Here is a 16448-nt window from a genome sequence, read left to right as displayed (position 1 = left end):
GGCGCGGGCGTGCTAGCATAGCCCCATGCCGAGCTGGAACATACATACCGCGCACGTCGAGCGGCTCCTTCGCGAGGAGGGGGCCGCTCGACTCGGCGTGCGCGACGCAAACGCGTTTCTCCTGGGCAACCTCGTCCCCGACATCTACGTGGGCTACATGGTGCCCGACATCTCGCTGCGCATCGACTACAAGCTCACGCACCACACCATCCGCGAGCACATCCCCCTGCCGCGCTACGACGAGTTCTGGGAGTTCTACATCGCCGGGCAGGACAAGGTCTCCGACGTGACGCTCGGCGCCTGGGCCCACCTCGTCGCCGACCACGTCTACAACGCCCACACCCGCGCCTACCTCGCGAGCATCGGCATGGAGGCGGGGGAGCGGGCGCGCATCGGCAAGCAGGGGGACTTCGCGCTCTTTGGCCGGACGCTCGACATCTCGATGGTGCCGCAGGTGAACGAGGCGCTTCTCGCCCAGTGCAGGGCGTTCCCGCCGTACACGATCCTGCCGCACGATGTGGAGGGCGCCGTGGAGTCCGCGAGGCGCATCGTCGAGAAGAACCGTGCGGAGCACCTGGGCGAGACGCCTGACTACCAGCTGCTCACGGCCGACTTCTTCGACGTGGCCCGCGAGGAGGCCCACGCCACGATCGTGGCAGGGCTGCGCTCGCGCCTCTGACGCTGCCGGCTCCGGCGAGTCCCGACCGCTCGCCGCACGCAAAATAGGCGAGCGGGGCGCGGGTAGAATGGACGGGTCCGCCGATGTCGTGGAGGGGAGCCTCATGAGCTGGTTCGATTCGTCCTTCGTCTATCAGATCTACCCGCTGGGCCTCTGCGGGGCCCCGTACGAGAACGACGGCGTGCTCGAGCATCGGCTGCTCAAGCTCGTGGACGACGGCTGGGTCGACCACATGGCCAAGATGGGCGTCACGTGCCTGCTGCTCAACCCCGTCTTCGAGTCCGACGCGCACGGCTACGACACGCGCGACTACACCAAGGTAGACTGCCGCCTGGGTACGAACGACGACCTGCGCACGGTGGTGGACGCGTGTCACGCCGCCGGCATCAAGGTTCTTCTCGACGGCGTGTTCAACCACGTGGGGCGCGGCTTCTGGGCGTTCCAGGACGTGCTGCAGCGCCGTGGCGAGAGCCCGTACGCCGGCTGGTTCGAGATCGACTGGGGCGGCAACAACTGCTTCAACGACGGCCTCTCCTACAGCTGCTGGGAGGGCGCGCAGTCCCTGGTGAAGCTCAACCACTGGAACGGCGAGCTCAACGACTACCTGGCCGACGTCATCCGCGGCTGGGTGCGCGACTTCGACATCGACGGCCTGCGCCTGGACGTGGCGTATTGCCTCGACCAGGGCTTCCTGCGCTTTCTGCGCAACCTCGCCAACTGGATCGGCGAGGAGCGGGGCGAGAAGTTCCCGCTGGTGGGCGAGACCATGTTCGGCGACTACAACCAGTGGATGGGCGACGACCTCTGCGACTCGGTGACCAACTACGAGGCCTACAAGGGCCTGTGGTCGTCCATGAACTCCGCCAACATGCATGAGATCGCCTACGCGCTGGAGCGCCAGAGCGGCAGTCACCCGTGGGACCTCTACACGGGCCGCCACCTGCTCGACTTCGTGGACAACCACGACGTGCCGAGAATCGCCACCAAGCTGGACGACGAGCGACACCTGCGCCCGCTCTACGGCCTGCTGTTTGGCATGTGCGGCGTGCCGGCGGTCTACTACGGCAGCGAGTGGGGCGTCGAGGGCGAGCAGCTCCCCGGCGACCACGAGCTGCGCCCGGCGCTCGACGCCCCGGAGTGGAACGAGCTCACGGACTGGATCTGTGCGCTGGCGAAGGCGCGTGCCGGGTCCGAGGCGCTGGTCTGGGGCGACTACACACAGCTCCAGTGCCAGCCGCAGCAGCTGGTGTTCCAGCGTCGCTGCGAGAGCGACCGCGTGATCGTGGCGATCAACGCCTCGGCCGAGCCCGCGACGGTGCACTTTGACGCGCAGTGCGGACGCGGCGTCGATCTTGTCACCGGCGAGGAGCACGACTTTGGCGGTGGCTCCGAGCTGGCGCCCTTCTCGGCGTATTACTGGCGCTGCGAGCGGTAGGGCGGGGCTTCCGGCTACTTGCGGTTGGTAACGTTTCTCGCATCCAAAACGTTACCGATCGCATTGTGCTTAGGGTCGCCTTGCGTTTGGTAACGGAATTGGCGTCCAAAACGTTACCGATCGCAAAATAGCGGGCGAGAAGAACCTCGGCGTTGCACAGAAGAGGGCCCCGGGTGTGTGCCCGGGGCCCTGCTGCGATCCGATGTCCTTCTCGGCTACTGGACCTGCGCCACCATCGCCATGTTGGTGGAGGTGGTGTAGTCGCCCAGGCGCGGAGAGGTCTGCGCGTCGCCGGCGGTGATGACCACGATGTCGCCGGCCTCGACGAGACCGTTGTTCTTGGCCGTGGTCAGCGCGTTGTAGAGGGTGCTGGAGAGCGAGCCCTGCTCCACGGTGCGGTACGCGTAGACGCCCCAGTAGAAGCAGGTGCGACGGATGGTCTCCTCGCTCGGGGACGTGGCGTAGAGCGGCATCTTGGGACGGAAGGTGGAGATGAGGCGCGCGGAGCGGCCGGAGTGGGTGGGCGCGAGGATGCACTTGGCGTTCACGCGGTCGGCCATCTCGAGCGCCGCGAAGCCCGTGGCGCCGTTGACGTTGCGCACGCCGCCGCGGTCGTGGTACTCCTTGCGCTCGGGCAGGTACTTCTCGGTCTCCTTGCAGATCTCGGACATCGTCTTGACGGCCTCGATCGGGTACTTGCCCGCCGCGGTCTCGCCGGAGAGCATGACGCAGTCGGTGCCGTCGTAGATGGCGTTGGCGACGTCGGTGACCTCGGCGCGCGTGGGGCGTGGGTTGCGCTGCATGGAGTCGAGCATCTGCGTGGCGGTGATGACCGGCTTGTAGTGCTGGTTGCACTTGCGGATGATGGTCTTCTGGATGTGCGGGACCTCGGCCGCCGGGACCTCGACGCCCAGGTCGCCGCGGGCGACCATGCAGCCGTCGGCCTCGTGGAGGATCTCGTCGAAGTTCTTCACGCCCAGGGCGCTCTCGATCTTGGGGAAGATGAGGATGTTGGGCGTGCCCATCTCGATGCAGATCTTGCGGATCTCCTGGACGGCCTTGCCGTCGCGGATGAAGGAGGCGGCGATGGCGTCGATGCCCAGCTCGCAGCCAAACATGATGTCGGCGCGGTCCTGGGCGGTGACGGAGGGCAGGCTGATGTTGACGTTGGGGATGTTCACGCCCTTGTGCTCGCCGAGCAGACCGCCGTTGGTGATCTTGCAGTACATGTCGGTGCCCTCGACGTGGTCGACCTCGAGGCCGATGAGGCCGTCGTCGATCAGGATGACCGAGCCCTTCTCGACCTCGTTGGGCAGCTCCTTGTAGTCGAGCGAGAAGCGCTCGGCGGTGCCGATGACGTCGTCGTCGGTGGTGACGATGCAGGTCTTGCCGGTCTCGAGCTGGACCTTCTCGCCGTCCTTGAGAAGTCCGGTGCGGACCTCCGGGCCCTTGGTGTCAAGCAGGATGGCCACCGGGATGGAGAGCTCGCGCGAGAGCTTGCGGACGCGCTCGATGTTCTTGCGGTGGTACTCGTGGGAGCCGTGGGAGAAGTTGAAGCGCGCGACGTTCATGCCGTGCAGGATGAGCTGGCGCAGTACCTCCTCGTCCTCGACGGCGGGACCCATGGTACAGACGATCTTGGTCTTCTTCTTCTTGAAAGTAGCCATCTGAGCCTCTCTCTCTGCTCGGACAGGGAAAACGGGGGAGCGGGCGCGCTAGCAGACCACGCTGCGGTCCACGAAGTCGGTGCCGTTGGCGTAGGCGCGCGCGTTGTCGAGCGTGACGCGGGCGATCTCGCCGAGGGCCTCGTGGGTGAAGAACGCCTGGTGGCTCGTCATGACGACGTTGGGGAAGGAGCACAGGCGCGCGGTGACGGAGTCGATGACCTCGCCGGCGCGGTTCTGGTAGACGTTGGGGCCCTCCTCGTCGTAGACGTCGATGCCCGCGGCGCCGATCTTGCCGGAGAGGATGCCGCGGATGAGCGCCTGCGTGTCCACGAGGCCGCCGCGGCCGGTGTTGATGAAGATCACGCCGTCCTTCATCTTGGCGATCGCGTCGTCGTTGATCATGTGGCGGCTCTCGTCGTTGAGGAACGCGTGCAGCGAGATGAGGTCGGAGCGGCGGTAGAGCTCGTCGTAGTCCACGTACTCGTCCACGACGCCCTCGTCCACGAGCTTCTGGTTGGGATAGAGGTCGGAGCCCAGGACCTTCATGCCAAAGCCCTTGCAGATGCGGCAGAGCGCGGCGCCGATGCGGCCGGTGCCGATGATGCCGGCGGTCTTGCCGTGCAGGGTGTTGCCCACGAGGCCGTTCAGCGAGAAGTCGTTCTCGCGGACGCGGATGTAGCCCTTGCAGATGCGGCGGTTGGCGGCGAGGGCCAGGCCCATGGCGTGCTCGGCGATGGCCTCGGGCGAGTAGGCCGGGACGCGGGTCACCGTGATGCCGAGGTCCTTGGCGACCTCGACGTTGACGGCGTCAAAGCCGGCGCAGCGCATGAGGACGAGCTTCACGCCAAAGCCGGCGAGGATCTCCAGCGTCATGGCGCCGCAGTCGGCGTTGACGAAGGCACAGACGGCGTCATAGCCGCGGGCGAGAGCGGCGGTCATGGGCGTGAGGTTGGTCTCGGTGAAGTCGATCTTGATCTCGGGGTAGTCGGCGAGCTCCCTGGTGAACGACGCCTTGTCATAGCTGGCGGTACCAAAGAAGAGGATGTTCATCGCGTTACGCTTCCTTTCGTGTGCGCGCCGAGCGCGCTAGCTAACCTACCGCGTCCAAGTTTACCGCAGGCAAGGGACATGTAAGCGCCGCGCCCGCCGAAAAGGGCTTGCGCTCGCGCGTTTTTTCTGGAAGGCGAGAAGAACGCGCGTCTCGTGACATTTCGGGTACAATAGGCAACTGTTATGTCAGCTGCCCGACACGGCAGCCTTGACGAGCCCTTGCCCCTCCTGGGGAATTACGATCGGGCGTCAACCTGTCGGGTGGAACGCGTAATCGCAGGAGGGAAAACGTTGAAAGAGTACCTTTCGTCCGCCGACGAGGTGCTGAGCGAGCTGTCCTCTAACGAGGAGAGCGGCCTCAGCTCTGCCGAGGCCTCGAGCCGCCTGTCCCAGTACGGGCGCAACGAGCTCGACAAGGAGGAGAAGACGCCGCTCTGGAAGCGCTTCTTCGAGCAGATGGCGGACCCGATGGTCATCATGCTCATCGTGGCGGCCGTCATCTCGGCCGTGACCGGCATGGTGCAGGGCGAGCCCGAGTGGGCCGACGTCATCATCATCATGGTCGTCGTCATCATCAACTCCGTCCTCGGCGTCGTGCAGGAGGCCAAGTCCGAGCAGGCGCTCGAGGCCCTGCAGGAGATGAGCGCCGCGCAGTCCAAGGTCATGCGCGACGGCAAGATGGTGCACCTGCCCTCCGCCGAGCTCGTCCCCGGCGACATCGTCCTGCTCGAGGCCGGCGACTCCGTCCCCGCGGACTGCCGCGTGCTCGAGAGCGCGTCCATGAAGATCGAGGAGGCCGCCCTCACCGGCGAGTCCGTGCCCGTCGAGAAGCACACCGAGGCCATCACGCTAGCCGCCGACGCCGACGACGTGCCCCTCGGCGACCGCAAGAACATGTGCTACATGGGCTCCACCGTGGTCTACGGCCGCGGAAAGGCGGTCGTCGCCGGCACCGGCATGAAGACCGAGATGGGCAAGATCGCCGACGCCCTCACCACCGCCAAGAAGGAGCTCACGCCGCTCCAGATCAAGCTCGCGCAGCTCTCCAAGATCCTGACCATCATGGTCATCGTGATCTGCGTGGTCATCTTCGCCGTCGACTTCATCCGCCACGGCGCCGAGATGACGGCCAACCCGAGCCTCATCCTCGACACCTTCATGGTCGCCGTGTCGCTGGCCGTCGCGGCCATTCCCGAGGGCCTCGTGGCCGTGGTCACGATCGTGCTCTCCATGGGCGTCACCAAGATGTCCAAGCGTCAGGCCATCATCCGCAAGCTCACGGCCGTCGAGACCCTGGGCTGCACGCAGATCATCTGCTCCGACAAGACCGGCACCCTCACCCAGAACAAGATGACGGTCGTCCGCCACGAGCTCGCCGCGCCCGAGGAGAAGTTCCTCGCCGGCATGGCGCTCTGCTCCGACGCCAAGTGGGACGCCGAAAAGGGCGAGGCCGTGGGCGAGCCCACCGAGTGCGCCCTGGTCAACGACGCTGCCAAGGCTGGCATGACCGGCCTCGACGTGGAGCACCCGCGCGCGGGCGAGGCCCCGTTCGACTCGGGCCGCAAGATGATGTCCGTCGTGGTCGAGGAGGCCGACGGCACCTTCGAGCAGTACACCAAGGGCGCGCCCGACGTGGTTCTCGACCTGTGCACCAAGATCTACGACGGCGACGAGGTCGTCGAGCTGACGGCCGAGCGCAAGGCCGAGCTCCTCGCCGCCAACAAGGCCATGGCCGACGACGCCCTGCGCGTGCTCGCCCTGGCCAGCCGCAGCTACGACGCGGTTCCCGACGACTGCAGCCCCGCCGCCCTCGAGCACGACCTCGTATTCTGCGGCCTCTCCGGCATGATCGACCCGGTCCGCCCGGAGGTCACCCAGGCCATCGTCGAGGCCAAGGAGGCCGGCATCCGCCCGGTCATGATCACCGGCGACCACATCGACACCGCCGTCGCCATCGCCAAGGAGCTCGGCATCGTCTCCGACGCCTCCCAGGCCATCACCGGCGCCCAGCTGGACAAGATCTCCGACGACGAGTTCTACAACAAGGTCACCGAGATCTCCGTCTACGCGCGCGTCCAGCCCGAGCACAAGGCCCGCATCGTCGACGCCTGGAAGAAGCGCGGCAACATCGTCGCCATGACCGGCGACGGCGTGAACGACGCCCCGTCCATCAAGCGTGCCGACATCGGCGTGGGCATGGGCATCACCGGCACCGACGTCACCAAGAACGTCGCCGACATGGTCCTCGCCGACGACAACTTCGCCACCATCATCAACGCGGTGGAGGAGGGCCGCAGGATCTACGACAACATCCGCAAGGTCATCCAGTTCCTGCTCTCCGCCAACATCGCCGAGGTGCTCTCGGTCTTCGTGGCCACGATGGTGGGCTTCACGATCTTCCAGCCGGTCCAGCTGCTCTGGATCAACCTCATCACCGACTGCTTCCCGGCGCTGGCGCTCGGCATGGAGGAGGCCGAGGGCGACGTCATGAGGCGCAAGCCGCGCAAGGCCTCCGACGGCGTCTTCGCCGGCGGCATGGGCGTCGACATCATCTTCCAGGGCATCGTGATCACCGCCCTGGTGCTGGCGTCCTTCTTCGCGGGCATGTACTTCCACAACGGCAGCATCGACATCACCGACCTTCTCGACGGTATCCCCGACCCCGAGGGCGTGACGATGTCGTTCATCACGCTGTCCATGGTGGAGATCTTCCACTCCTTCAACATGCGCAGCCGCCGTGCGTCGCTGTTCACCATGAGGCGCCAGAACAAGTGGCTGTGGGGCGCCGCGGTGCTCGCGCTGCTGCTCACCGTGGTCGTCGTTGAGGTCGACTTCCTCGCCGAGGTCTTTGGCTTCATGACGCTCAACCCCGAGGCGCTGCTCACGGCCCTTGGTCTCGCGTTCCTGATCATCCCGATCATGGAGGTCTACAAGGCCGTCATGCGCGCGGTCGAGAAGGACAAGTAGGCGCTCGTGACAGCGTTCTGCCCGGGCCCCGGCGGCTTCCCGTCGGGGCCCTTTCGTGTGGCGTGCCGCTGCGATGCACAAAAAGTGCCGACTTGGCAGAGATTCGGTCGATGCGTTGCACAAATGGTCCGACTTGGCAGGGCGCCGGCCTGCCGGGAGAGTCGTCAACTGGGCGTTCTTCTCGTTCCGTGTAAAAAAGTGCCGACTTGGCAGGCGATTCTCTGCCAAGTCGGCATCTTTGTGCACGCCGCGCCTTACGTTTCTGCCAAGTCGGCCCTTTTGTGCAGGGGGGGCGAGAAGGACGGTCCGGTCGTGTCACGCCACGCCCGCGAGGCCGAGCGCCATGCCCAGAAGCGATACGAGAATCGGCAGCAGCGCGCATGAGACGAGCACGTAGCGGTACGTGTCACGGACTTCCGTGCGGGCGGCCTGGTTGGCGGCGAGCATCGCCGAGGTGTGGGGCAGAAGCGTGGCCGGACCCACGGACGCCATGCAGAGCACGCGATGCATCATCGCCGGATCGAGACCGGTCGCCAGCAGCGTCTGCGCCATGCTGCCGAGGTAGATGTTGAGCGCGCCGATGGCCGAGCCCGTGATGCCGGCGATGGCAAAGATTGTGATGAAGCCCTGCCAGAGGGGGCTCAGGCTCGTGGACATGAGCGCCTCGATGATGCCCTGGTAGGCGGGCGAGGCAACCACCACGCCGCCAAAGCCCATGATGGAAGCCACAGAGACGAGCGAACCCAGGCCGCTCGCGCAGGACTCTCCGATGGCGCGCCTGACGTCTGCGAGGCGCCGGCGGTAGAGCAGACATGCCGCGATGACCGCGGCGAGCATCGAAATGGTCACGGCATCGGTCGCCTGCATGCCCATCGCGCGCTGCAGCACAAAGACCAGCACAACGAGGAGGACGATCGGCGCGAAGCACGCCCAGACGGGAGGGGCGTCGGCGCCGTCCGGACGGGCGAGCGTCTCTCCGGGGCTGGGGGAGAAGTGCTCCCCGCGCCTGCGGCAGCGCCCGATCTCCCACTGCAGGTAGACGTAGGAGAGCGCGAACATCACCACGGAGCAGATGACGCCGAGCAGCGCGCCCGCGTAGGCGTCCGTCCCGAGGAAGTTCGCGGGGATGAGGTTCTGCGTGGAGGGGATGCCCGGCATCATGACCATGCCGAGCGTGGCGGGGCAGACCATGATGGCTGCCACGACGAGCTTCTTGGGGATGTCCGCACGCTCGAAGAGCTCGGCGGCGATGGGGTAGACCGAGAAGGCGATGATGAACGCGCTGATGCCGCCGTAGGAGAGCACGAGCCCCGTGACCATGATCACGAGCAGCGCGTGTCTCTCGCCCACGAGGTGCAGCATGCTGCTCGCGATGCCCGCCGAGGCACCGGAGTCGCCCATGACTCGCCCAAAGACGGAGCCCAGGGCAAAGAGCAGAAACCAGCTGCCCACAAAGGCGGACATGTCTCCCATGTAGCTGCTGTTGATGGTGGCGAGGACGTCCATCCTGTTGGCGAGGATGACGATCAGCGTGGCGGCGAGCGAGACAACCACCATGTGCCAGCCGCGCCAGATGAGCGCAACGATGGCGATGACGGCGAGAACGAGTCCGGCGATACCGAGCATGGGGCTCCAATCCGTGCGCTCCTAAGGTTCCTGCCAGTGTACGGGTGGCCGATGCGGCGTGGGCAAAGCGAAAACAGCTCGTCCTCGACGCGTTACACGACAGACACGAGGCGGCGTCCGTTCGGCTTGCGGTAAGATTGCCGAGAAGAACGTCGAGGTCGGGAGGTGCGCGTGGCAAAGCGGGTCAACAGGCGGGCGAACCGCCAGCAGAAGATCACGCTGCCCTCGATCGACGCCCTGCACGACCTGCCTGCCTTCAGTGACCTGCGCCTCGACGACGCGCAGCGCACGGCCTTCGACGTGTTCCTCGACGGCGCCGAGAACGCGGACGAGATGTCCCTGGGGTTCGTGGTGCGCCTCGACCGTGGCTACCCGCTCGTGGTCACGGAGTCCGACGTCTTCCGGGCGGAGCACTCCGTGAGCTTTGCCAAGCAGGACGGCGAGAAGGACGAGGGGCTTCTGCCCGCGGTGGGCGACTGTGTGGCGGTGCGTCGGGCGCCCGGCCACGACATGGGCGTCATCGAGCGCGTTCTGCCGAGACGGACCTCGTTCGAGCGCTGGCGCGGCCGCAGCCGCGGGGAGCGCCAGGTGCTCGCCGCCAACGTCGACACCATCCTCGTCGTCCAGCCGCTCGGCGGCGGCGAGCTGCTGCTCGGGCGCGTGGCACGCTCGCTCGTGCTGGCACGCGACTGCGGTCTCGAGCCCGTCGTGGTGCTCACCAAGGCGGACCGCGCCGACGACGGTGCCCTCGAGCGGGACCTCGGGAGCGTGCGTCGCCTCGTGGGAGATGGGGTGCGCGTGGTCGTGACCTCGTCGGCGACGGGCGCTGGGATCGAGGCGGTCCGAGACTGTGTTGCCCCCCGGACGAGCGCGATGATCCTCGGCGAGTCGGGGGCGGGCAAGTCAACGCTGCTCAACGCCCTTCTCGGCCACGAGGCGCTCGCCACGGGAGAGGTGCGCGAGAGAGACGACGCCGGCCGTCACACCACGGTGTCGCGCGTCATGGTGAGCCTGCCGGGCGCTGGGGTGATCGTGGACGTGCCCGGCCTCAGGAGCCTGCCGCTCGTGGGTCACGAGCGGGGGCTGGCCAGGGCGTTCCCGGAGATCGCGGAGGCGGCGCTCGAGTGCCGCTTCAACGACTGCACCCACACGCACGAGCCAGGTTGCGCCGTGCGGGACCACTTCGAGCAGGGCGCATTCTCGGAGGAGCGACTGCGCTGCTACCTCTCGCTCGCGCGCGAGATGCGCGAGAGCGCCCGCACGCTGGACCCCGACGTCGTCATATAGATAGGATATGCAACCAGTTACAGGGCTCGTGTGAAGACCCTGTGTACGGCCAGTTAGATAATCAATTTAAATAATCAATATAGGTGGCCCTGTTGTGCTGGGCGGACGACGGCGCCGGTCAGCCTGCCGGCAGTCAGCGGGAGACTCGTGACCGAGTTTCTTTGGATGACCCTGATTTCCCGGCTGGGCGCGGGAGAATTCCCCTACCAGAGGTTGCGTCGTTGGGAGGGGATTGTGACTCGTCGGCTGAGGTTGGTCGTCTCCTGCTCCTGCGCGCTCGCGTCGCTTGCGCTCTGCCTTGTGTACGGGGCGCACGTCCGCCAGGAGGCGGAGCGCGTGCGCAGCGAGGCACTCGAGCGCTACGGCGGCGAGGTCGTGACACTCGTCGTCGCGACGGAGGGGATCGAGGCGGGCGAAAGCGTCTCGCGGGCGAATGCGGCCGAGCGGGAGTGGCTCGTCGACCTCGCGCCTGCCGACGCCGTGACGAGCATCGATTCGGTGATCGGGTCCGACGTGAGCGTCCCGGTGGCGGCGGGGGTGCCGCTCACCGGGCTCAACTTCCGGGACGCGGCGGAGGCGGTGGAGGTGCCGGAGGGGCGTGTCGCGCTCACCGTCACCGTCGACGACGACCTGGGCGTCCCCCCGGGCGTCTCTGCGGGCGAGCTGCTCGCGGCCTACGAGGTGGACGAGGACGGCGTCCAGCTCCTCGCCGGCGACGTGCGCGTGCTCTCCGCTCCGGAGGGCGGTGCGGGAATGCTCTCGGCCGGGTCGATCACAGTGGCCGTGGCGCCCGACGACGTCGCGAGGATGCTGGCCGCGAGCGCTGCGGGGAGCCTGCGGCTCGCCCTCCCCGGCGAGCGCGCACTCGAGGTGGCGGAGGGGGAGCAGAGCGCCCCGGCGAGCGTCCCGGCGGAGGACGACCAGACGGAGGCGGATGACGAGGTCGCGCCCGGCCAGGGGGCGACGGAGGGGGTCGACGAGTCATGAGCGCGTGGGCGACGTACTGCTCGGAGGGCTATCGGGGCCTCGTGGGACGGGCAATCAGGTCGGTGGACCCGACCGCGGCGGTCGAGACGTCTTCGAGCGCCGACGAGCTGAGGAGAATGTCGGAGACGGCCACCCCGGGCGAGCTCGGGTTCGTCGTGGGGCCCGTGCTCGCGGGGGTCTCGGACGTCAACCTCGCCGCCGCGATCGCCAACGACGGGAACGCTCGATGCGTCGTGCTCGCCTGCGACGGTGCCACCGGGTCCCTTCGGTCGAGGGCGGCCCGCGCGGGGATAGACCTCGTCATCGACCTCTCCGAGGCAGACCCTGCGAGAGGCGACGGCCGTCGCGTGGAGCGTGCTGACGGAGCGCCGCCGGCAGTGGATGCGACGGACGACCCGGGCGCTGCCGCGACCCTCGTCTTCTGCTCCGGCAGGGGCGGGGCGGGCAAGACGACGCTCGCCTGCGGGACCGCGGTCGTCGCGGCGAGGTGGGGCCTCAGGACGTGCCTGCTCGACCTCGACCTCTCCTGCGGCAACGCATATGCGGGGTTCGGGCTCCCAGGCGGGGGTGACCTCGCCGCGCTCGACGCGGACGAGGTCTCTCCCGAGGTGCTGTCTCGCCTCGCCGTCTCCGCCGCGCCGGGCGTCAGCCTGCTGGGCCCGTGCGGGAGGCCGGAGCTCGCCGAGCTCGTCGCGCCCCGCGTCGGTGGTGTTCTCTCGTGGGCGAGGGGTGGGCACGACCTGGTCGTCGTGGACACGTCGACGACGTTCACCGATGCGGTGGCGCAGGCCGTGCAGCTCGCCGACCGACTGGTGCTCGTCACCGACGGTCGCGCCGGGTCGATCGGCTCGCTCGCCCGCATGAGTGGGCTCGCCGTGAGGCTCGGGGTCGCGCGGGCGCGCATCGCCCGGCTCGAGAACCGGTCAGATCCGCGGGGGAGGGGGTCGGTCGCGCCCGCACGCTCGGAGGTCGGGCTCGAGGCCGCGAGGGCCTATCGGGTGGTCGACGGCGGGGACGAGGTCGACGAGCTCCTCTCGGCGGGCCGCGTGGGGGAGCTCTGCGAGCCGGGCTACCCCTTCTCCGACTCACTCTCCGCGACGCTCGCCCAGCTCCTCGCGGAGCTGGGGAGGCTGCCCGACTGCGCCGAGGCGCGACGTGCCTACGAGTCGCCCCGGCAGCCCCGCCGCTGGGCGCTGTTCGGCTCGCGAAGGGAGGCGAGCTAGATGTCCGTGCTTGAGCGCGTGAGGGAGGTCGAGGAATCGGCCGCCGCCGGTCGCCCCGTCGGCTCGGGCGACGAGCTGAGGGCGGCGCGGGAGCGCCTCAAGACCCGCCTCGTCGAGCGCCTGGGACTTGCCACCATCGCCGCCCTGCTCGCGGGAGAGGACGTGCCCCGCGCGCGCTCGGAGCTGCGCGTCGTGCTCGAGGCCATCCTCAACACCGGTGAGGACCTCGTCCTGACGGTGGACCGTGAGACGCTGCTGCGCCAGGTCACGGACGAGATATGCGGGCTCGGCCCCATCCAGCCCCTGCTCGAGGACGAGGGCATCTCGGAGGTCATGGTCAACGGCCCGGGCGCCCTCTTCTACGAGCGGGGCGGGGAGCTCCGCCCGGCGGACGTCGTGTTTGACTCCCCCGAGCAGATCATGATCGTGCTCGACAGGATCCTCGCCCCGCTCGGGCGCAGGCTGGACCGGGCGAGCCCCCTGGTGAGCGCCCGTCTCCCCAACGGCGACCGCGTGAACGCCGTCGCCTCCCCGGTCGCCATCGACGGGCCGGCGGTGACGATACGCAAGTTCTCCGACCGCATCCGGAGCCTCGGGCGCCTTGTGGAGCTGGGGTCGATCCCCTCCTGGTACGCCGGCCTCCTGTCGTGGGCGGTGCGCTGCTCGCGCTCCATCGCCGTGGCAGGGGGGACGGGATCGGGCAAGACGACGCTGCTCAACGCCCTCTCGTGCGAGATATCAAAGGGCGAGAGGATCGTGACGATCGAGGACTCGGCCGAGCTCCGCTTTGACTCCCATCCCAACGTCGTGCGCCTCGAGGCCAGGGACAGCTCGATCGAGGGGACCGGGGAGGTGACGATTAGGGACCTCGTGAAGAACGCGCTCAGGATGCGGCCCGACCGAATCGTCGTGGGCGAGGTGAGGTCGGGGGAGTGCATCGACATGCTCAACGCGCTCTCCACGGGGCACGCGGGGTCGCTGACGACCCTGCACGCCGGCAGCGCCGAGGAGGCGGTCATGCGGCTCGTGCTCATGGCCCGGTTTGGGATGGACCTGCCGACCGACCTCATCGAGGAGCAGGTCGCCATGGCCATCGACCTGATCGTGGTCACCAGGCGCCTCGCCGACGGGACGAGGCTCGTCACCTCGCTCACCGAGGTCTCGAGGGCGCCCGACGGCTCCGCCCGGCTCGACGAGTGCGTCAGCTTCGACGTCGCCGACCGCTCGTGGTTCCTCGTGCGCGAGCCGGCGTTCGTGGGACGGGCGGTCGAGGACGGTCTTCTGAGCGGGGAGGAGGTCGAGGCATGGAGGTCCTGCTTGTCGCAGGCGCCGGCATGAGCGCATGGGCGGCTGCGGTCGTGGCGAGCGGGGGCGCCGCACCCTCGTGGGGGCTGGCGTCGCGGCGCGCGCTGAGGTGGGGGATGCGGGCCCTTCGCCTGCTCCGCCGTCTCGGCTCGACGACCCTCGCCGAGGTGCTCCTCTCGCTCGCCCCCTGGCGCGGTCGGTCGCGCGCCCTGGCCGCTGCGCTCGCGTCGCGGGGAGTCGAGCTCGACGAGGGGTCGGCGGCGATCGCCCTGGGGTGCGGTCTCGTAGCCCTCGCGACGGCCTCGGCGTTCCTCATGGCCTCCCCGGTCGCCGGCGTCGCGGCCGTCGTGGTCGCGTCGGCGCTCGCGGTAGGTCGCGACGCGGCCCGTCGCCGTCGCGAGCGGCGCGAGGTGACGGCGGCGATGCCCGGGGTGTACAGGACGCTCTCGGTCGCGCTCGCGTCGGGACAGACACTCGCGCAGGCCGTCTCGTACGTCGGGGCGCACGAGCGCGGCCCGGTCGCCGAGGCGTTCACGCGGATGTCGCTTCGCCTGCGCTGCGGGGCGTCGACCGAGGACGCGGTCGCGCTTCTCGCCCGCGAGCTCGACGTCCCGGGCATCGGGCTTCTGGCGACCGCCCTCGTCATCTCGCATCGGACGGGGAGTCCCCTGCGCGACCTGCTCATGCGCTCCGCCGCCCTCGCCGAGCGGCAGGGCGAGTTCGAGCGCCTGCTCGTCGTCAAGACCGCGCAGGTGAGGCTGTCGGTCAGGATCGTCTGCCTGCTGCCGGGCGTCCTGGTCTCGATGCTCGCGCTCGTGTCGCCGGACTTTCAGTCGGGGCTGCTCACGCCCACCGGCGCGCTCTGCGTGGCGTTCGCCGCGGCGCTCGACGCCACGGCGCTGCTGCTCATCAGGCACCTCATGAGCGGGGTGCAGAGATGGGCGTGACCGGCGTCCTGCTCGTCGTATGCTCCGCGCTCCTTGCCGGCGCGGCCGCACTCCTCGGCGTCGGTTGCCGTCGGTCGCGAGGGCGTGCGAGGGCACGGCATCCGCTGGTCCCGCCCGGGCTCGTCTCGCTGACCGGCCCCCTCTCCTCGGTGCTCGGGCGGGCGAGAAGGGCCGAGGAGCTCGCGAGGAGGCGCTCCGCGTGCCTGACCGAGCTCCCGGTGATGCTCGACGTGGTGACGCTCGGGCTCTCCGCGGGGCTCTCCTTCGACGCCTCGCTCGAGCTCTACTGCTCGCGCGGGGACGGAGCGCTCTCGCGAGCGTTCGAGGAGGCGATGCTGAGCTGGCGGATCGGCGTGGTCGATAGGGAGCGGGCGCTCTGGTCGCTCGCCGACGAGCTGGGCGTGTCTGCGCTCAGGAGGTTCGCGGCCGTGGTCGGGGAGTCTCTCGCGTTTGGGTCGCCGCTCGCGGAGGCGCTCGAGCGTCAGGCGCAGGTCATTCGCGACGAGCAGCGCGCCCAGGTCGAGGAGGAGATAGAGCGGGTTCCGGTGAAGATGCTCGTTCCGCTGGGGACGCTCATCGTCCCCGCCATGTTCCTGGCGATCCTCGGCCCCCTTCTGGGGTCGGTGGCGTCCGGTTAGGAGATCGAGAGAGGGGAGCGTGACATGGGAAAGGCTCTGCAGGTGATGGGACGGATGCGTGTGAGGGGGCTCGTCATGGACGAGTCCGGCCAGGGGACGACGGAGTACGCGATCCTCGTGGGCGTCCTGGTGGTTCTGGCGATCCTCTCGATCCTGGCGTTCAGGGACCGGGTGGCGGAGCTCTGGGACGCCATCGCGAGCGGGATCAACTCGCTGTGAGGCTACGCGGAGCCCTGGTCGCGCTTGTGCTGCTCGGCGCCGCGGCCCTCTCGCTGCTCGCGGTCTCGGCGGGCACGGGTCCGCCCGGCGCCGGGGGGGCGGTCGAAAACGCAACCGCCTCGCACGCGGCAGACGGCGTGGAGGACACCCTCGGGGAGCTCGGGGTCCCGTATCGGCGCGAGGAGCGCGCGAGCGCACGGAGCGTGGCCGACGAGGCCGCCTCCGTCCTCGAGGACCGTCAGGACCGGGGTGACAGCCTGGTGGTGAGGTCGGGGTATCTGGACATGTTCGGAGGTGCATGGGGATGCGTGTGTGTTTAGTCAAGTAGTTTTGAGCAGAATGTGCATCGGGAATTGAGCAGTATGAGCTCGCGGCCTGAGCGGTGGTTTTTGAGCACCTACCCGTCCTGCATGAGCGC

14 protein-coding genes are annotated in these 16448 nt (G+C 68.5%); 11 read left to right on the top strand and 3 right to left on the bottom strand.

The window, feature by feature from the left end; genetic code table 11:
* Positions 1–25: 25 nt before the first annotated feature.
* Entirely contained in the window at positions 26–679 is a 654-nt protein-coding gene (locus B5F73_RS07255; RefSeq protein WP_143803166.1) for a zinc dependent phospholipase C family protein, read from the top strand.
* Positions 680–782: 103 nt separating this feature from the next.
* Positions 783–2114: an alpha-amylase family glycosyl hydrolase gene (locus B5F73_RS07250; RefSeq protein WP_087227710.1), complete on the top strand. Its 1332-nt coding sequence runs from the start codon at positions 783–785 to the stop codon at positions 2112–2114.
* Between the two features lie 215 nt (positions 2115–2329).
* Here B5F73_RS07250 and pyk read toward each other — a convergent pair whose 3' ends face one another.
* The gene (gene pyk / locus B5F73_RS07245) at positions 2330–3781 is read right to left on the bottom strand and encodes a pyruvate kinase (protein WP_087227584.1); all 1452 of its coding nucleotides are present in this window, start codon (positions 3779–3781) and stop codon (positions 2330–2332) included.
* A gap of 48 nt (positions 3782–3829) precedes the next feature.
* Positions 3830–4831 (bottom strand): 2-hydroxyacid dehydrogenase, encoded by a 1002-nt coding sequence (locus B5F73_RS07240; protein ID WP_087227583.1) that lies wholly within the window; start codon positions 4829–4831, stop codon positions 3830–3832.
* Between the two features lie 291 nt (positions 4832–5122).
* On the opposite strand from B5F73_RS07240, the gene B5F73_RS07235 reads away from it, so the two are divergent.
* Positions 5123–7798: a cation-translocating P-type ATPase gene (locus B5F73_RS07235; protein WP_087227582.1), complete on the top strand. Its 2676-nt coding sequence runs from the start codon at positions 5123–5125 to the stop codon at positions 7796–7798.
* Between the two features lie 315 nt (positions 7799–8113).
* On the opposite strand, the gene B5F73_RS07230 is transcribed toward B5F73_RS07235, so the two are convergent.
* Positions 8114–9424 carry a GntP family permease gene (locus B5F73_RS07230; protein WP_087227581.1) on the bottom strand — a complete coding sequence of 437 codons (1311 nt, stop codon included), beginning with the start codon at positions 9422–9424 and terminating at the stop codon, positions 8114–8116.
* 171 nt (positions 9425–9595) lie between these two features.
* Between B5F73_RS07230 and rsgA the strand changes: the two genes are divergently transcribed.
* The 8 genes from rsgA (at position 9596) to B5F73_RS07190 (ending at position 16350) form a co-directional block, all read left to right on the top strand.
* On the top strand, positions 9596–10711 hold the full coding sequence (rsgA, locus tag B5F73_RS07225; RefSeq protein WP_239379838.1) for a ribosome small subunit-dependent GTPase A: 1116 nt from the start codon (positions 9596–9598) through the stop codon (positions 10709–10711).
* Positions 10712–10945: 234 nt separating this feature from the next.
* Positions 10946–11698 (top strand): SAF domain-containing protein, encoded by a 753-nt coding sequence (locus B5F73_RS07220; RefSeq protein ID WP_143803165.1) that lies wholly within the window; start codon positions 10946–10948, stop codon positions 11696–11698.
* The gene (locus tag B5F73_RS07215; protein ID WP_087227579.1) at positions 11695–12921 is read left to right on the top strand and encodes a hypothetical protein; all 1227 of its coding nucleotides are present in this window, start codon (positions 11695–11697) and stop codon (positions 12919–12921) included. Before B5F73_RS07220 ends, B5F73_RS07215 begins: the two co-directional genes overlap by 4 nt.
* The gene (locus B5F73_RS07210; protein ID WP_087227578.1) at positions 12922–14259 is read left to right on the top strand and encodes a CpaF family protein; all 1338 of its coding nucleotides are present in this window, start codon (positions 12922–12924) and stop codon (positions 14257–14259) included. It abuts the gene before it with no gap.
* The gene (locus B5F73_RS07205; RefSeq protein WP_239379837.1) at positions 14226–15173 is read left to right on the top strand and encodes a type II secretion system F family protein; all 948 of its coding nucleotides are present in this window, start codon (positions 14226–14228) and stop codon (positions 15171–15173) included. Before B5F73_RS07210 ends, B5F73_RS07205 begins: the two co-directional genes overlap by 34 nt.
* A complete protein-coding gene (locus B5F73_RS07200) occupies positions 15164–15811 on the top strand; it encodes a type II secretion system F family protein (RefSeq protein WP_087227577.1) in 648 nt (215 codons plus the stop codon). The genes B5F73_RS07205 and B5F73_RS07200 overlap by 10 nt, the downstream gene beginning before the upstream one ends.
* Positions 15812–15835: 24 nt before the next feature.
* Positions 15836–16030, top strand: coding sequence for a hypothetical protein (locus B5F73_RS07195; RefSeq protein ID WP_087227576.1), 195 nt, complete (start codon positions 15836–15838; stop codon positions 16028–16030).
* Positions 16027–16350, top strand: coding sequence for a hypothetical protein (locus B5F73_RS07190; protein WP_143803164.1), 324 nt, complete (start codon positions 16027–16029; stop codon positions 16348–16350). Before B5F73_RS07195 ends, B5F73_RS07190 begins: the two co-directional genes overlap by 4 nt.
* Positions 16351–16448 lie beyond the last annotated feature (98 nt).

This window comes from Olsenella sp. An270 (assembly GCF_002159735.1).
Classification (GTDB): Bacteria; Actinomycetota; Coriobacteriia; order Coriobacteriales; family Atopobiaceae; genus Thermophilibacter.
This window is presented reverse-complemented; position numbering and strand designations above follow the sequence as displayed.

Bases quoted from the DNA above. Each gene is read 5' to 3' on its own strand.
- B5F73_RS07230 (WP_087227581.1), bottom strand. From the start codon at position 9,424: ATGCTCGGTATCGCCGGACTCGTTCTCGCCGTCATCGCCATCGTTGCG.
- B5F73_RS07250 (WP_087227710.1), top strand. From the start codon at position 783: ATGAGCTGGTTCGATTCGTCCTTCGTCTATCAGATCTACCCGCTGGGC.
- B5F73_RS07195 (WP_087227576.1), top strand. From the start codon at position 15,836: ATGGGAAAGGCTCTGCAGGTGATGGGACGGATGCGTGTGAGGGGGCTC.
- B5F73_RS07215 (WP_087227579.1), top strand. From the start codon at position 11,695: ATGAGCGCGTGGGCGACGTACTGCTCGGAGGGCTATCGGGGCCTCGTG.
- B5F73_RS07255 (WP_143803166.1), top strand. From the start codon at position 26: ATGCCGAGCTGGAACATACATACCGCGCACGTCGAGCGGCTCCTTCGC.
- B5F73_RS07200 (WP_087227577.1), top strand. From the start codon at position 15,164: ATGGGCGTGACCGGCGTCCTGCTCGTCGTATGCTCCGCGCTCCTTGCC.
- pyk (WP_087227584.1), bottom strand. From the start codon at position 3,781: ATGGCTACTTTCAAGAAGAAGAAGACCAAGATCGTCTGTACCATGGGT.
- B5F73_RS07210 (WP_087227578.1), top strand. From the start codon at position 12,922: ATGTCCGTGCTTGAGCGCGTGAGGGAGGTCGAGGAATCGGCCGCCGCC.
- B5F73_RS07240 (WP_087227583.1), bottom strand. From the start codon at position 4,831: ATGAACATCCTCTTCTTTGGTACCGCCAGCTATGACAAGGCGTCGTTC.
- B5F73_RS07205 (WP_239379837.1), top strand. From the start codon at position 14,226: ATGGAGGTCCTGCTTGTCGCAGGCGCCGGCATGAGCGCATGGGCGGCT.